A 14,929-nucleotide genomic window follows, 5' to 3' on the forward strand; every position below is an offset into this window, starting at 1 on the left:
GTCGAAAAGATTCAGATATTTACGGTGTAATTCATGGTAGGCGTTCCAATTTCTAGAATCCGAAAGCCGCTAAATCCGTTTCCTCAGCCGCTACTTGCTTAATTAAGCCGACTTGCGGCAAATAAACGATCTCAACGACTTCATCCTCGCCACCGTCGCGGCCTTTGTTGACGCCAACCAAGCCCCGACCTTCTCTTGCGTTCGTATCAACCGGAATTAATACCGCAGCATCTTCTAGTAAGGACGAGGTTTTCTTGACGTCTTTACGCTTCGGCAACTTGATCTCACGATTACCTAAGTCGTCTTCAGTCGCGTCATCTTCTCCGGCTTGTGTAATGGCGAAAATAACAACGTCCATCGTTCCGGCTAAACGGCGCATCTTTTTGGACGTATCGGCAGCCGCACCGCCTGTCGTTTTATTCGAGTTAGATTCGTAGTCAAGGTAGTAAAACGGGTCGATCATAACCACGTCTGCATTCGTTTGTTCGATATCCGCTTTGAGGTCTTTTAGCGAACGAGAATCGAAGTCTTTGTCATCTACGGCACGGACCGTAATAGATCCAGCTATTAGCGTATTCAACGTCGCGATGAATTCCATAAAGCCTGCCTCGAACTCTTCTGATAACTTGCCCTGGCGAACGTCCCTCGAATCAAAGCCGGCTTCCATTTGTTGACCGTCGATTTCGCTTAAAGCGACGCCTTGGTCTCCGGAAAGTGATACGTAGATACGTACGAGGACCTCAAACCATCCCATCTCCATCGACCAAATAAGAACGTTAGCGCCTTGGATTGCGCAATGAATGACTTCTTCGAGTGTGATCGCCGACTTGCCGCGCCCTGGCTTTCCGTACACAACGTACATGTTCGAGCTAACGTATCCGCCGATCGCCTTATTAAGCGCCGGAAACTTACTGTTCCATATGCGGAAAGACTCGCCAGCCTTGCGTTTTTCGTATTCGGCTCGGAACTTATCGACGTCTGTCACGACGTTTGTTCCCACCGATTTACGAACGCTTGTTCTTATTTTACTCCGTTCCGCGACTTCGGTCAACCAATCAAAAAATTCCTGCGGATTACCTCCTTCCTGTACACGGTTGAATCGCTGAATAAATTCCGAATCGGCTTTTTTGACTCCGTTGGCGTCGTACTTATCGTTGAATATTTCGGTAAAGTCGTTTAACGCAGCCGTTTCCTTCGCCTTCTGCGCCAGGTACTCGAACGTTGCGTCGATGCTGAATTCCGGCTGGAATGTCGGTACCTCGGTCGCTACCATCTCGGCGGTCGGCGCTTGGTTGCCGTTCTTTTCCGCGTAGGCACTAATATATTCGAAGGCTGCCCGTTCGCCATCCGTTTGGAAATCCTTGCGTGTCAAGCCATAGCGCAATAAAGCCGACGGATCGTTTGCTTCGATTACTTTCGATAGTAGAGAAGATCCGAAACTCATCGGCGTTCAGCTCCCTCGCCAGCCAATTGCGCCATAGTTTCGTCCATCTTCGCCTTAAACGTTACCTCACCCGTCTTTTCATACTGCGCCTTATTCCAGTTATAAATGTCGAGTAGGTTATCGGTTTGTGCCGCCGCATCTTTACGTTCCTGCTTACGTTTTTCCGCTTCAATCGCGCTGAGCTGTCTCGGTGTCTTCGGCTGTTCTTTTGCCGCCATTTCCTCCGCCTCCGTTTCGTAGTTTATTAGATAAACGGTACTTCTAGCTGGCGGATAGTCTTCAAGGTTGAAGTCCGCCAAGTAATCCTCCGCAACGAGCGCGTTAGCTAATAACGTTATGTCCGCCTCGAACGCTTCTAACCATTCGCCGTTGATCGCCTCGTACAGATCGTATTCAATAAAGTTAAAGACGGCCTCTTTCGACGTTTCCTCGATATAGCGTGCGCAGTCAATATAAAAGACGCGTCCTTTATAGCCTTCGACGGAAACTAGGTCGCCAGTTTTATAGACCGGCGTATGGTCCGCAAATTCAAGCGCATCTAGTTTATCGAAAATAGCGAGTTTTGATGCGCCCTCTCCGTTAGCCAACGAATCCGCAACGAGTAGGTCGCGTAGGTACTGAATTTCCGTCAATGATAATCCGCCCATTTACAGCCGCCTCCTTTTTGATTCGCCCGCGAAGACGATTTCTTTGCACTGGTCAGCGATACGGTCCGCCAGTCGCGCTTCCTCGAAAACTTCCGGCAGGTTTTCTATTTTAATATTCGACGTATAAACGGTCGGCAAACGGTTCGTCACGCGGTAGTTGATTATCGTGTGTAAATCGCCGCGAAATCCGTCCGTTACGTCTCTCATGCCTATTTCGTCCAGCACTGCGAAAGGCGCTCGTTTTGCTGCTTCTAGCGCGGTATAATATCGTTTGGCTGCCGGCTCTGCGATTGCGTCGGGTACTCGCGGTCTATTAAACTCGTTGTATTCGTTTTGCCACGCATTAACATCGAGGAAATAAGCCGGACGCTGGTCGGGTTGTATGCCGAGCTTCAAGGCGCCGATGTAATGGACTGTTAGATATTCGTTTAAAAGAGCCGCTGCCGTCGTAGTTTTGCCTGTTCCTGATTTCGCGCTATATAAATACAGCGATTTAATGCGGTCGGCTTCGGCGTCAAATTGACGCTCAAACGTCTGCGCATAAGTATCCGCCGCCTTATAAGCTCCGGGCTGATCGCCGCGTGCCGGCGAGTTGCTCAGCGTCACTAGCCGATAGTCTTCCGCCAATCCAGCCGCGCCTGACCGTCCGCCTCCGCCGTCTAAGCCATGCAAGCCGAGGTATAGTTCGCAGTGTTTCGTACAATTAACGCCGCCGGCTTGGGCGCATTTTCTTGCGAGTAGGCAACGCGATTCATTCGTCATTCATAGCCACCTCCTTTCGGTCAATTTTTAGGAAAGAATAGATGCGGAACAATGTATGGTTCTTTTCCGTCGTCACTGTCCGTTACCGACATTACCATTTCTTTAATTCGGTGATGCTTCGGTATTTCTTCAAATAGTGCCTCATATCCGTTTAACGTCTCCGAAATTTCGATCGTCTCATCCGTATAATATTTACCGCTAGTTTTGAAGTATCGTACATTCACCGTTTTCATTCGCCCTCACCCTCTCTCGTATCGTCGATCGTTTTCGGATCAGTTGCGAGCAATCCGATTCGTCTAGCATGGGCTAAGTAAAAGTCCACATACGGTTCGTTACTGTACACTATGCCGTTCTCGATGCGGTGTACCGTGGTCACATACTTGGCCCCTTTCATACCCGTAAATTCTACCACGTCACCCACACGCACTTCTGTCGGCTGCGGCACGTTAAGGTACTCCGCAGGAACCGACCACCCTAACGCACGTCTTAGCGCAATAGCCTTACCGATGTGTGCGTTGAAGCAGTCGGTAGGGGCGCACTTGGCAATTCCTCTTCGGACTATATTTGTACACCCTTTTATTTTTCTCAGGTCAACGACTGTTCTTTTAGCAGTGTTTACGATAAATTCGTGGTCATGTCCGTAGTCACTCTCAAGCAATCGCCTAACGTCTTCCTTCGCTTTCGCAACGATATCATCCCGTTTCTGCTGATCGGACTTTTCATACGTACCATGCGTCGCCTCAATTTCCGCATCAAAACGTCCTTGATCGTAGCCGTTCTTATATGAGCGTGTTCTTAGCGCCTTCATTGCGTCCTCAACTAGCGCAATTAATTCGTCACAGTCCATTTCGTCTAGGTTCGGTGCTGGCTTGTGTTCTCCGACGATGACTTCGTATTCATGATCGTAGATAAGCCGACCCTTTTTATCGTGTACCACCCGCCCTTGAGAATCTATAACATCTAGCACCGCGCCATTTTCATACCGCGTTTCATTCACATCTACATTCGTAATCAAAATACGCTCGCCAACGTTTTCCTTACGTTTCTCCGTCTTACACTTCGTCATACTAAAACAACTCCCCGTAGTTTATTTGCGACTGTGCAGCCGCCCTTTGATCGTCTTCTTCCGACTGTTTAGCCGTCTTTTGCTTTACGAGTAACGGCGGCAGATGCCGGTCTCGCATATACGAAAACATAAAGCCGAAGTTGCAGCCGGGCCACTGAGACGTCGGTTTCTTATGCGCGAAACACGCGTCGATAAAGTCCCGTACAATAGCCGCCCCATGTTCGCCAATCATCGTCTTTAGGTTCCGCGCTTCCATGCCGCGATTATTGGCGACGTACTTAATGCCGTAGACTTCGAGGTGTCGTTCGTGTAGATAGACGATGAAGTCGCGTGCCGTCCATTTTTCGATAGGCTTATTTATTTCGGGCATTATCCCGTTCCTCCTTACGCTTGGCGTCCGGGTTGCATTCGAGTTGTAATCGGCATAGACCACGCGTTGAAATGGTGACTTCTCCGTGGCGATCCCGATAAAATTCGTTCCAAGTCGCACCAAACGTTATGAAGTCGCGGCTCATTAAACGTTCGGCACCCACCGTCTTCAGTCGTTTGAACTCCTCCTCTGTCGTATAGTACGAAAAGTCGCCACCTACTCGATATGAACCTTTTACGATATATAACGGTTTATCGTACATTACGCATTCACCCCTTCGATTTTGATGCCGAGATGTTCGAGGGTTCGTTTAATTCCTTGCGAAACACCTGTCGTGTAATGGTCTTCCCCGCTAAACGGCTTCGACTTTTCGTGTTTGGCGTAATTAGATTCGTAGTAATCTCGTACCTTCTCCTCCGGTGTCATTACGATTTCATATCCGTTGATTAACGCAGCCGCTAATGAAACACGACTTAAATTGTTCAGTACCGCGCAATGTCTGACATATACGCCAAAGTGACTCAAAATATATTCGTCGTCCCTACCGAGTCCTCTTAAATACGTTATAGCTTCCGCCTGCTCTTTAGTGATTTCCGGCTTCATTTTAACGCCTCCTTTTTATGTCCGCGACCAATTCATCTATTACATAATCCTTGTCGACGATAAACTCTAACTCGCTACACTCCGGAATAGATGCGTAAATACCCTCGGTATTTCTTACGATAGTTTCTCCGGTAGATAGTTTAACTTTAAAACTGCCATACTCAGATGGTCTCGTGTCGTGAACGATTCGGAGGCACTCGACGTACGTCTCATTCTCCGCAATAAGCTCCGCCATTGCCTGACGTAATTCTGCGATTTCTTCATCCTTCGTCTTCTTCATACTTTGACAACTCCTCGAAGTGATTTTCGGCGGGTTGTTCCGGGAATCCCCTACGTAGATATGCAAATCCCCCGTCAACGAATACTTTTCCGCAGGAACATCTTCGGAAATCGTGCGTTGATTTTGATTCGATTATCTCGGCGCAGTGCTTGCATTTGATTGCGTTACGAAGTATCTTTTTAGTCACGATTTAACCGCCTCCTAACCGTTTTATTTGTCGGTAGTATTAGCGCCCTCGATCGTCAGTGCCGCCGCTAATTCCGTGCGAAATTCACGTACCATTTGCGCTATCTCGGCTAAAGACGTCGCATCCGACGTTTTGATTTTCCGATTCATGACGTCCAAGACGGCGCGATCAACCGTAGCGTGATATGAAACTTCTCGCCAGCGTTCGACCGGCGTTGGGTCGGCGTCAGGGTTCTCGGCTAGTTTCTTCGCCCAGCCCGGCGCTTTGGTCGGGTCGGTGAAATAGCGTTCATTTACGATGATGTTGTGGACGTCGGATGTTAGTCGGTAATCGGGTGAGATCGGAATTTCAATCGCCATGATTATCGGACTCCTTTTCGTTTATTGATTCGCGATTCAAGAATCTTTCGTGCCTTACCTAGTTCCTCTATTTCGTACTGAGTGGGACGTAGATTAACCGGGTCAAGTGCGAGTATCTCCTCCGCCTGTTCTTCGGAAATCGTCGATTCTCTTTCGTTTATTAATCGCAATACTTTGTCGCTTAAATCGCCCACCTTTAGTTTTACGCCGTCTTTAAATTGCGACTGAGTGCTCGGGCCTAGTTCGGTAAGCGCTTCGTATATAGTAACGAGTTCATGTTTCGTAAACATAACGCACCTCTTTCCGTTTTATTTAAAACCGTAGCAATTCGTTCGCTTACGCTCACTCTTTGCAAATAACTTTTATCGCGATAGATATATCTTTTAAAGTAATTATTTGCGCGAAAGGTTTTGATTGAGCGCTATTATTTATCTAGTTATTAATGGTTCTAGTTAAAAGATGGTTCTAGTTAGTGTAAAGCCGAGCCGTGTACGGGTCAGCCGTATATGGGTAGACGATACACGGCGTTTATAATTCCTCCGTATCTCCGTCAAAAATAGCGAGTTGACTAATCGGAAGTATCGTATAGCGAGTGTTCTCCCACCGCTGAGTCTTTCCTTCGCGCCCTTGTTTCTTAACGACGAGAGGTCGTCCCTGCCATCGGTATTCACATAGCGATTGTATCCGCTTATTTGCTGCAACTCGGCTTAAATTTAGCGCTTCCCCGATTTGATCCTGCGTCGGATAGCATTCGCCGTTTGCGTTCATAAACGATGATAGTACGCAAAGCGTCTGCCAACGTTCAGGCCCGATATCCGCGATCAAGCCTTTCTTGACGGCATCGACGTACATCTTAACGAAGATACGCGTTTCAGACTTTCCGGACGTTAAGTTATATTCCGACTGAGTTTCTACGGAGACGAGCCGTTGGTGTTCGTTTGTCACGCTACCACCTCGCCCGTCTTTAAGCAGTTAGAGATAAAAACGTCAATTTCATCGTACAGGTCGAATCTACCTAACAATTTCAGGTCTCTTTTAAAATATTCAACACTGAGTAAAGTTACTCGAGTGTCGGAGTTATGCATCGGCTTATCTATGGCGTATATGATAGTTAACTTGTCTGTATGTTTTAAGTATTTTGTAATCGTAGAACATCGTCTGTTAAACACAGTATTTTTGTTCAGTTTAGCGTCAACCCACCCAATACTATCAACAATGAAATCAGGTATACTGTCGTCAACACGAACTTGGTAGTTAACTTCTCCAGGATAAAGAGCATCTAGGATACGTTTCACAAGATTCTCGAACTTCCTCCCATTTAAAATTGAAGCCGATCGACTGCCGCAATCGGTTAATAGGTTTATATCTAGTCCGCAATCTATACAAATATTGCGTATATTACCATTGTAAAATTTATTTATATAATGTTTGATGTGGTATTTCCCCTTTTTTTCTAAAGTAGAGTAGAGCAATCCGTGAGGAAATGCGGCTCTCACATACGAATCTAAAGCCTCTCGTTGAGCCTTAATCCATGCTTCACCTTTTATGCGTTTGAAATCAATGTCTGATAAGTTACACAGTGCTTTCAGGTACGAGATAACATAATTGTTTTCAACCACTCGATAATCTCCGTCTACCGAAAAACATCTATTAAGTTCTATCTCGCTTGGAACGGCTGTAGAATCAAATAGACCATACGCTATTAATGATTCTTTAAGACCTCCAAACGCCCTATATAATCGTTTTCTATCAGCGTTGAATTTCTTGGTAGATAATTCCTTGCGAAGTTTAGTGAGATCAACACCTGACTCAACCAAGTCATCCAGAACCTCTAGTGCTTTTTCTTGTTGAGCATTAAACAAACGCAACACCGCCCCCTCCATCTAAAACGTACAAAATTCACAATGCTATTTTCGCTTTCATAATTAACTGCGTATAAACTTCTCACGTTAGACATATTTTTTCAAAAAAAAAATAACCCCGCCTATTTAGACGAGGTTTTCTTTTACACTTCGAGAGTGTCGTTTTTATTCGCTTTATTAAATTGCTCCACGACGACATCATCAACATAGTCGAGATATACTTGCGTAGATTCTAAGTCAGCGTGGCCAAGTATCTTTTGTAGCGAACGGATATCTCCGCCATTTCGTAGATAGTTGATCGCAAACGTATGACGTAGGCTATGGATACTTGCGCGGCATTCTCCTTTAAGGTTCGCCATTCCAGCGTACTTGGCAGCGCGCTTCCGTAAATGTTCCTTCGCCATCTCGTCTCCGTACTGATTTACGAATACCTTTTGCGCAACTCCGAAATAGTCTTCCGTTTCTAATAGAAGTTGGTGGAGATTATCGGCAACTTTTTCGGTCATCGGGACCATACGGTTTTTACGATTCTTGTTGATTGCGCCCGGCAACATAAGAACTTTATTATCGAAATCGACGTCGGTCGGCTCGAGGCCTTCTAGTTCATTCGACCTTAATCCGCATTTTAATGAAAGATAAAACGCCACGTAGTCTCTGAATCCCGCAAAAGTATCCTTATCGATGACGCTGAAGAATCGCTTTACCTGCGAATCAGTAAGACTTTTAACAACGGTCTGATCGGTACGTAGCTTTGTCACACGACCGCAAGGACTCTCGTTAATAAGGCCGCGCTCTACCATCTTACTGAATAACGATTTAATACCGCCTAACCGAATGTTAATCGTTACCGGCGATAGACCGCGCTTCTTTAACATTATCGTAATATAAGTATGGAAATGATCTTCGGTGACCGCCGTAATTGGCATCGCAGGATCTAACGCAGTCTCGTCCAAAAATTCGCCGAAATGGGCACAGTAGTCACCAATGGTTCTTTCTCTAAAATTCTGCGCAGTCATAACGGTAACTACCGTATCTAATGCGTCTTTTATTGTCGTGAATGAGGACCGAATTCGATCGCTACCTACATCGCGCCTATTACGCACGCCTTGCCGTCTTCTTATATTCGCCATAATAAAAGCCTCCCGGAAATTATTCCGCAAGGCTTCGTAGAGAATCGGTCTAGTTTGTCCGCTAAGACACGAAATCGGATAAAAAACGAATGTCCGTTTCTTCCTAGATCGCGCCCTTCCGTACACTTATCGCATTAACGGACCGTTGGAAAACGTTGATATAACGGCGTTAAAACGTTGTTACGCGCTCGGAGGGATTCGAACCCCCGGCAGACGTGGTACCGGAAACCACCGCTCTATCCAACTGAGCTACGAGCGCACGATATGTTTTTTGAACGTCAGCATATCAAATTATAAGGGAAATACTGCGAGAAAGCAATGATTAATCATTCGTCATGATGATGTATTTTCTTACTTTGGATACATAAACTATTATGATGGTTTGAAGTGGAATGATTTTGGGGAAAATGGATAGGGGTATTTGAATTTAGGTCAGCGTTTTGTTTGACCTTTATTGACCAAAAATGTATCATTGAATTAAGAATTACATACTTACCTAAAAGGTGAAGGAGGAACATTATGAATTTAATACCTACAGTCATTGAGCAAACAAATCGTGGGGAAAGAGCTTACGACATTTATTCTCGTCTTTTAAAAGACCGTATTATCATGCTTGGTTCTGCGATCGATGACAATGTTGCCAACTCCATCGTGTCACAGCTGCTTTTCTTAGAAGCTGAAGATCCAGAAAAAGATATTTCTATCTACATTAACAGCCCTGGCGGTTCAATCACAGCTGGTATGGCCATTTACGATACGATGCAATTTATTAAACCAAAGGTATCAACTATTTGTATTGGTATGGCTGCATCTATGGGTGCGTTCCTGCTTGCTGCTGGTGAAAAAGGTAAGCGTTATGCTCTTCCAAACAGTGAAGTCATGATTCACCAACCACTAGGCGGAGCCCAAGGTCAAGCAACAGAAATTGAAATTGCGGCAAAACGAATCCTTTCTTTACGCGATAAACTGAACCAAGTACTTGCTGAACGTACTGGTCAGCCAATTGAAGTCATTGAGCGCGATACAGATCGTGACAACTTCAAAACAGCGGAAGAAGCACTTCAATACGGACTCATTGACAAAGTCTTGACCCGTAATACAGAAGACCAAAAATAATGATCACAACACAAACCGTCTGTTCCTTGAACAGACGGTTTTTTGTCATTTAAACATATACTTTAAGACAGCTCCGTCCATTTCTGCTGAAGAGACGGTGTTTGATAAGAAGCCATCTGCGTGATTAATTCCTCCGGTTCGCTCGAAGCATGTAACAATTGAAGGTGTGATTCATTTGAAAAGCCTTCCTGTACACTAAACTTCACCATGTCCATAAGCGGGTTGAAATAGTCATTCACTTGATACAATCCAATCGGCTTTTGATGGATGCCGATTTGTGCCCAGCACAGCACCTCAAATAATTCTTCATATGTACCAAAGCCACCTGGCATCGCAATAAACCCATCGGCCAGCTCGCTCATTTTCGCTTTTCGTTCATGCATGCCTGTTACCTCAATTAACTCTGTCAGCTCTTGATGCACGACTTCTCCTCTAAAAAGCCCCTTAGGCATGACACCGATCACTTGCCCGCCATGTCTCATGACCTCATCGGCAATCGCGCCCATTAACCCAATACGCGATCCGCCGTAAACAAGACGAATGCCCTGCTTCGCCATATAAGCCCCCAGCTCTACAGCCTTTTGTTTGTAGACATCGTTTACACCTGGATTTGAACCAGCAAACACACAAATCGTTTTCATCAAAACAGCTCCATCTCTCTCTATGATTTCTTCACTCATTCTACTATAATGATTTGTAAAAAAACAGCCGTTTCTTCTATATATAGTGTAAAATCAAAAGAGTGAACACCATATAAGGAGCTGTATAGAGAGAATGCAAACAACTGAAATGGAGAAGTGGATCAAGGATTTTTATCAAATGAGAAATTGGACAGAATATGGACCGTTTATCCGGTTAGGCTTCTTAATGGAAGAAACGGGAGAACTCGCTCGTGCTGTTAGAGCAATAGAAATTGGACGAGACCGGCCTGATGAGCAGAGACAGGAATCATCTGAGCTGAAGAAAGAACTCATTGAAGAAATGGGAGATGTCTTAGCAAACCTCCTCATTTTAGCGGATCTCTATGACGTCACAGTAGAAGAGGTCTTCAGCGCTCATCAACAGAAACTCACAAAACGTTTTTCTGGAGAAAAAGAGTCAGTAAAAAACACGTGACCAAGCTGTCACGTGTTTTTCTAAGCCTTAAAGATGCTGTGGTGAGATGTCATCTGTTCGTTCAAAGAAATGCTGCTTTCCGATATGATGGAAAAGACCTGTTCGATGCAAAAGCTCCTTAGGCTGTGATTGAAGCCCAACGATCATCAGCTTTCCATTATGATGCTTTAACCGATTGGAGATATTCATGAGAACCGCTTCTGCCGACGTGTCCATATAATTGACTTTATTCATAAGCAGAATGAGTGTTTTCGGTTTTGTTTGAACATGGTCCAAAATCGAATTTTCCAATGAATCTGTTGTTCCGAAAAAGAGCGGACCTTCGATGGAATACATACTGATCCCTTTCTCGTCTACCTGTTTTTCTAAAGCAGCTGCTGTTTCCATTTGAGGAACAGCGACATTTGTATGGATATTGGTCGTCTGGCTCATTTTTTTGATAAAAGCGATAAACGCTAAAATGAGACCAGCGGTAACGCCAATAATCAAATCACCGATCACTGTGAGCAGGAAGGTCACGACAAGTACAAGCGAATCGGCATTTTTCACTTTCACAATATTGATAAATTCTTTTCTCTCACTCATATTCCAAGCAACAAACATTAAAATTGGTGCCATTGCAGCAAGTGGAATCATTGACGCATATGGCGCAAATACCATTAGAATTAACAAAACGACAACGCCATGCACAACACCAGAAATCGGACTTGCTCCGCCATTTTTTATGTTCGTTGCCGTTCGGGCAATAGCTCCGGTCGCTGGAATTCCTCCGAAAAGCGGTGCCGCCATATTGGCAATTCCTTGTCCAACAAGCTCTTTATTGCTGTCATGCTTAGAGCCTTTCATATTATCAGCAACCATTGCGGACAAAATCGATTCCACGCCGCCTAAAAGTGCAATGATAATTGCTGGAGGCAGGAGGTATATCATTTTTTCAATCGTCAATTCAGGAAAAGCGAAGGTTGGCAGCTGACGAGGGATTTCACCATATGCAGAGCCAATCGTTTCAACTTGTCCTTGAAAGAAGAGAACAGCGAGAAACGTAGAAGCCAATAGACCTAATAGAGCACCAGGTATTTTGGGAATGTATTTTTGTGCCGCCAAAATCACAATGAGCCCGGTGACGGCTGTGATGATGGCGAGACTGTTTGTGGTACCGAGATGGACCACGATTTCTCTCATATTGAGGAAAAAACTTTCATGTTTTTCAACACCCTTTAATCCGAGGAAGTTGGCAATCTGTCCTGAAAAAATAATGACAGCAATGCCAGCAGTAAAACCGATGATAACCGGACGAGGAATAAACTTCATGAGCTTTCCTAGTTTGAATATTCCGAATAATACAAGCATACAGCCTGCCATAAAACCGGCAATAAGCAAGTTTTCAATACCGTACTGGCTGACAATCCCGAATAAAATTGGAACAAACGCCCCAGTCGGCCCGCCGATCTGATACTTTGAACCACCAAACAATGAAATCAAAATGCCGGCAACGATGACTGTGTATAATCCATATTCTGGTCCGACACCAGATGCAATGGCAAATGCCATGCCTAAAGGAATTGCCACAACCCCCACGACAAGCCCAGCGATTAAATCGCGTCTAAACTTTGATGAATTGTACCCTTCAAATCTTCCATAAAAACGCATGGTATGTGTTGGCCTCCTTTAAGTATGTGTAGATGATTTAGGTATACTGCGGGTCAATCAGTTTATCTTTCACAACGACATCCAGCTTTCCTGTTGCTGGATGAATCACCAGTCCATGAACAGCCACATCACTTGGCATCAGTGGATGTTCTTTCACTAATTTCACACTTTGGGCCACGCTCTCTTCAACTGAATCAAAGCCTGTCAGCCAGCCCTTTAAATCGACTCCTGAGTTTTTCACAATGCTTAAGCATTTCTCTTCGATTCCACGTGCTTTCGCCTTTTCAAGTAAAGGATCCGCCGCAAGACCTGCCATTCCGCATTCATGATGACCTACAATGCATACTTCCTCTGCCTTTAGCTCATAGATAGCTAGCAGGATACTCCGCATCACACTGCCGAACGGATGTGTCACGATGGCGCCCGCATTCTTAATGATCTTTGCATCCCCATTGCGCAGTCCCATAGATTGCGGCAATAATTCCAAAAGACGGGTATCCATGCACGTTAAAATGACCAGTTTTTTCTCAGGAAATTTCCCCGCTTTGTAAGGCTCATAATGTCTCTCATTCACAAACTCTGAATTGTGCTGAAGAATCTGTTCTAATTTTGATCCCATTTTGCCATCTCCCATCTTTTTTTAAGTAACGTAAGCTCGTGCCCGTCCCCCTTTTCCTTCTCGTGTTCTCAAGAATAGAGAAGAAAAATGATAGAAAAAAAAGAAAAAAATGAGAAAACGATGAGAAGAAATATCGTTATTTTCTCTATTTTACGCTGCATCCCAGCGGATTCGCGGGTTTGTTTTCAATCTATTGTTCTCATCACACTAAAAGACAATAAAATGGTTTAGTAGAAAATGACCATCCCGTTTAATACATTTCAAATATAATAAATTTTCTATCAAAAAGTCTCGATCTATTTTCCAGTTTGTCAGATAATCTCTCGTAAAATCTTGCAAATTCACATGTCTCCTCTACCATCCAATTATTTTTATATAGATAAAAAATGCATCAGATGGCATATGAATCTACTTTTTCACTAAGAAAATGTCTTTCTTTACCGTTATTTTAGTATATTAAATATTGAGCTGCTAACATTCAAACGTGTTCTGCCGAAATGGTTGCTTTATAATAAAAGGAGTAAGATGACCATGTGAAAGGAGCGAATTGACTGTGATACCACACATTTTTGTCGCCAAACCCTTACCTGCTTCTTTTGAGGAAATGCTAAAGGAACATTGTACATACGAGGTTTGGCAATCTAAAGACCCTATTCCAAGAGACATTTTGTTTGAGAAGCTGCAGCACGCTGATGGTCTTTTAACGTCTGGAACGAAAATCGATCAAGAGCTGTTAGATCACGCACCAAAACTCAAGGTAGTGAGTAATAACTCTGTCGGCTATGACAATTTCGATATAGAAGCGATGAGGCAAAGAGGCGTGATTGGTACGCACACCCCTTATACGCTCGATCATACCGTGGCTGACCTTGCCTTTTCGCTCATTCTCTCCTCTGCGCGAAGAATCGCCGAGCTTGATCGTTTTATCCGTGAAGGAAAATGGACAAAATTCGTACAGGAAGAAGAGATCTTTGGCATCGATGTACATCACCAAACGCTCGGTATTATTGGCATGGGACGTATTGGAGAACAAGTTGCCAAACGGGCAGCACATGGTTTTGATATGAATGTTCTTTATCATAACCGAAGCCGGAATGAAAAGGCTGAATCGGCGTATGGCGCTGTCTATTGTGCACTTGATGATCTTTTAAAACAAGCTGATATCATTGTGTTGATTACACCGCTGACCGAGGAAACGTATCATATGATTGGGGAACGAGAATTGAAGTTAATGAAGCAAACGACTTTATTTGTAAACATTTCCCGCGGGAAAACAGTGGATGAAAAAAGCCTCATTCAAGCACTTCAGAAGGGATGGATCAAAGGCGCTGGTCTTGATGTGTATGAGCAGGAACCGCTTCAAGAGGATCATCCTTTCAAAGAGATGAACAATGTCACCCTAGCCCCTCACATCGGTTCCGCTACTGAAACAACAAGGGATCTCATGCTGAAACGAGCCATTCATAATGTGATTCACGGAATAGATGGGAAGGCGCCTGTTGATGTTGTAAAGGAGCTTACTTCCTCTTGATCAAATAAGACGCAGGGAACTGAACTGCGTCTTTTTATTTATTTCTTTAGGAGACATCAGGAGAAAAGACTCATTTTAGCAAAGATCCTGATTCTTTACATTTCCTTCATGTTCGGGTGCTATAATATGAGCTAGACAAGCATCAAGAGGACGGCATCCGATTTCCTTAATAGGAGGATGAAGATGA

21 protein-coding genes and 1 tRNA gene are annotated in these 14,929 nt (G+C 44.5%); 3 read left to right on the plus strand and 19 right to left on the minus strand.

Going from position 1 to position 14,929, the window contains the following annotated elements; translation table 11 throughout:
* Positions 1-52: 52 nt before the first annotated feature.
* The 16 genes from NSQ72_RS16030 to NSQ72_RS16100 all read right to left on the minus strand — a co-directional run bounded on the left by NSQ72_RS16030 (position 53) and on the right by NSQ72_RS16100 (position 8,969).
* A complete protein-coding gene (locus tag NSQ72_RS16030; protein WP_341084619.1) occupies positions 53-1,444 on the minus strand; it encodes a DnaB-like helicase C-terminal domain-containing protein in 1,392 nt (463 codons plus the stop codon).
* Positions 1,441-2,091, minus strand: coding sequence for a hypothetical protein (locus tag NSQ72_RS16035; RefSeq protein WP_341084622.1), 651 nt, complete (start codon positions 2,089-2,091; stop codon positions 1,441-1,443). The genes NSQ72_RS16030 and NSQ72_RS16035 overlap by 4 nt, the downstream gene beginning before the upstream one ends.
* The gene (locus tag NSQ72_RS16040) at positions 2,092-2,853 is read right to left on the minus strand and encodes an ATP-binding protein (protein WP_341084625.1); all 762 of its coding nucleotides are present in this window, start codon (positions 2,851-2,853) and stop codon (positions 2,092-2,094) included.
* Between the two features lie 20 nt (positions 2,854-2,873).
* Complete coding sequence (locus tag NSQ72_RS16045) at positions 2,874-3,086, minus strand: hypothetical protein (RefSeq protein WP_341084627.1); 213 nt, start codon at positions 3,084-3,086, stop codon at positions 2,874-2,876.
* On the minus strand, positions 3,083-3,919 hold the full coding sequence (locus NSQ72_RS16050) for a hypothetical protein (RefSeq protein ID WP_341084630.1): 837 nt from the start codon (positions 3,917-3,919) through the stop codon (positions 3,083-3,085). The genes NSQ72_RS16045 and NSQ72_RS16050 overlap by 4 nt, the downstream gene beginning before the upstream one ends.
* Position 3,920: 1 nt before the next feature.
* On the minus strand, positions 3,921-4,289 hold the full coding sequence (locus NSQ72_RS16055) for a hypothetical protein (protein ID WP_341084633.1): 369 nt from the start codon (positions 4,287-4,289) through the stop codon (positions 3,921-3,923).
* Positions 4,273-4,551 (minus strand): hypothetical protein, encoded by a 279-nt coding sequence (locus NSQ72_RS16060; RefSeq protein WP_341084635.1) that lies wholly within the window; start codon positions 4,549-4,551, stop codon positions 4,273-4,275. The genes NSQ72_RS16055 and NSQ72_RS16060 overlap by 17 nt, the downstream gene beginning before the upstream one ends.
* A complete protein-coding gene (locus tag NSQ72_RS16065; RefSeq protein ID WP_341084637.1) occupies positions 4,551-4,892 on the minus strand; it encodes a hypothetical protein in 342 nt (113 codons plus the stop codon). The genes NSQ72_RS16060 and NSQ72_RS16065 overlap by 1 nt, the downstream gene beginning before the upstream one ends.
* 1 nt (position 4,893) lies before the next feature.
* Positions 4,894-5,172: a hypothetical protein gene (locus NSQ72_RS16070; RefSeq protein WP_341084640.1), complete on the minus strand. Its 279-nt coding sequence runs from the start codon at positions 5,170-5,172 to the stop codon at positions 4,894-4,896.
* A complete protein-coding gene (locus NSQ72_RS19375) occupies positions 5,153-5,359 on the minus strand; it encodes a DUF7695 domain-containing protein (protein WP_135226363.1) in 207 nt (68 codons plus the stop codon). The genes NSQ72_RS16070 and NSQ72_RS19375 overlap by 20 nt, the downstream gene beginning before the upstream one ends.
* 23 nt (positions 5,360-5,382) lie before the next feature.
* Positions 5,383-5,718, minus strand: coding sequence for a hypothetical protein (locus tag NSQ72_RS16075; RefSeq protein ID WP_341084642.1), 336 nt, complete (start codon positions 5,716-5,718; stop codon positions 5,383-5,385).
* Between the two features lie 2 nt (positions 5,719-5,720).
* Positions 5,721-6,008 (minus strand): hypothetical protein, encoded by a 288-nt coding sequence (locus NSQ72_RS16080; protein ID WP_341084644.1) that lies wholly within the window; start codon positions 6,006-6,008, stop codon positions 5,721-5,723.
* Positions 6,009-6,246: 238 nt separating this feature from the next.
* A complete protein-coding gene (locus NSQ72_RS16085) occupies positions 6,247-6,570 on the minus strand; it encodes a helix-turn-helix domain-containing protein (protein WP_341085047.1) in 324 nt (107 codons plus the stop codon).
* Between the two features lie 89 nt (positions 6,571-6,659).
* Positions 6,660-7,580 (minus strand): hypothetical protein, encoded by a 921-nt coding sequence (locus NSQ72_RS16090; RefSeq protein WP_341084646.1) that lies wholly within the window; start codon positions 7,578-7,580, stop codon positions 6,660-6,662.
* A 143-nt stretch (positions 7,581-7,723) separates the two neighbouring features.
* Positions 7,724-8,710 carry a tyrosine-type recombinase/integrase gene (locus NSQ72_RS16095; RefSeq protein ID WP_341084648.1) on the minus strand — a complete coding sequence of 329 codons (987 nt, stop codon included), beginning with the start codon at positions 8,708-8,710 and terminating at the stop codon, positions 7,724-7,726.
* A 183-nt stretch (positions 8,711-8,893) separates the two neighbouring features.
* Positions 8,894-8,969 (minus strand) — tRNA-Arg (locus NSQ72_RS16100).
* Between the two features lie 260 nt (positions 8,970-9,229).
* Between NSQ72_RS16100 and clpP the strand changes: the two genes are divergently transcribed.
* On the plus strand, positions 9,230-9,826 hold the full coding sequence (clpP, locus tag NSQ72_RS16105) for an ATP-dependent Clp endopeptidase proteolytic subunit ClpP (RefSeq protein WP_024427684.1): 597 nt from the start codon (positions 9,230-9,232) through the stop codon (positions 9,824-9,826).
* 62 nt (positions 9,827-9,888) lie between these two features.
* Here clpP and NSQ72_RS16110 read toward each other — a convergent pair whose 3' ends face one another.
* Complete coding sequence (locus NSQ72_RS16110) at positions 9,889-10,467, minus strand: LOG family protein (RefSeq protein WP_041088147.1); 579 nt, start codon at positions 10,465-10,467, stop codon at positions 9,889-9,891.
* Between the two features lie 133 nt (positions 10,468-10,600).
* Between NSQ72_RS16110 and NSQ72_RS16115 the strand changes: the two genes are divergently transcribed.
* Complete coding sequence (locus NSQ72_RS16115) at positions 10,601-10,942, plus strand: MazG nucleotide pyrophosphohydrolase domain-containing protein (RefSeq protein ID WP_058837578.1); 342 nt, start codon at positions 10,601-10,603, stop codon at positions 10,940-10,942.
* A 27-nt stretch (positions 10,943-10,969) separates the two neighbouring features.
* Here NSQ72_RS16115 and NSQ72_RS16120 read toward each other — a convergent pair whose 3' ends face one another.
* A complete protein-coding gene (locus tag NSQ72_RS16120) occupies positions 10,970-12,592 on the minus strand; it encodes a SulP family inorganic anion transporter (RefSeq protein ID WP_047203861.1) in 1,623 nt (540 codons plus the stop codon).
* Between the two features lie 37 nt (positions 12,593-12,629).
* Positions 12,630-13,211, minus strand: coding sequence for a beta-class carbonic anhydrase (locus NSQ72_RS16125; protein WP_047203875.1), 582 nt, complete (start codon positions 13,209-13,211; stop codon positions 12,630-12,632).
* Positions 13,212-13,764: 553 nt separating this feature from the next.
* On the opposite strand from NSQ72_RS16125, the gene NSQ72_RS16130 reads away from it, so the two are divergent.
* On the plus strand, positions 13,765-14,742 hold the full coding sequence (locus tag NSQ72_RS16130) for a 2-hydroxyacid dehydrogenase (protein WP_341084649.1): 978 nt from the start codon (positions 13,765-13,767) through the stop codon (positions 14,740-14,742).
* Positions 14,743-14,929 lie beyond the last annotated feature (187 nt).

The organism is Bacillus sp. FSL R5-0659, from assembly GCF_038008785.1.
Lineage (GTDB): Bacteria > Bacillota > Bacilli > Bacillales > Bacillaceae > Bacillus > Bacillus safensis.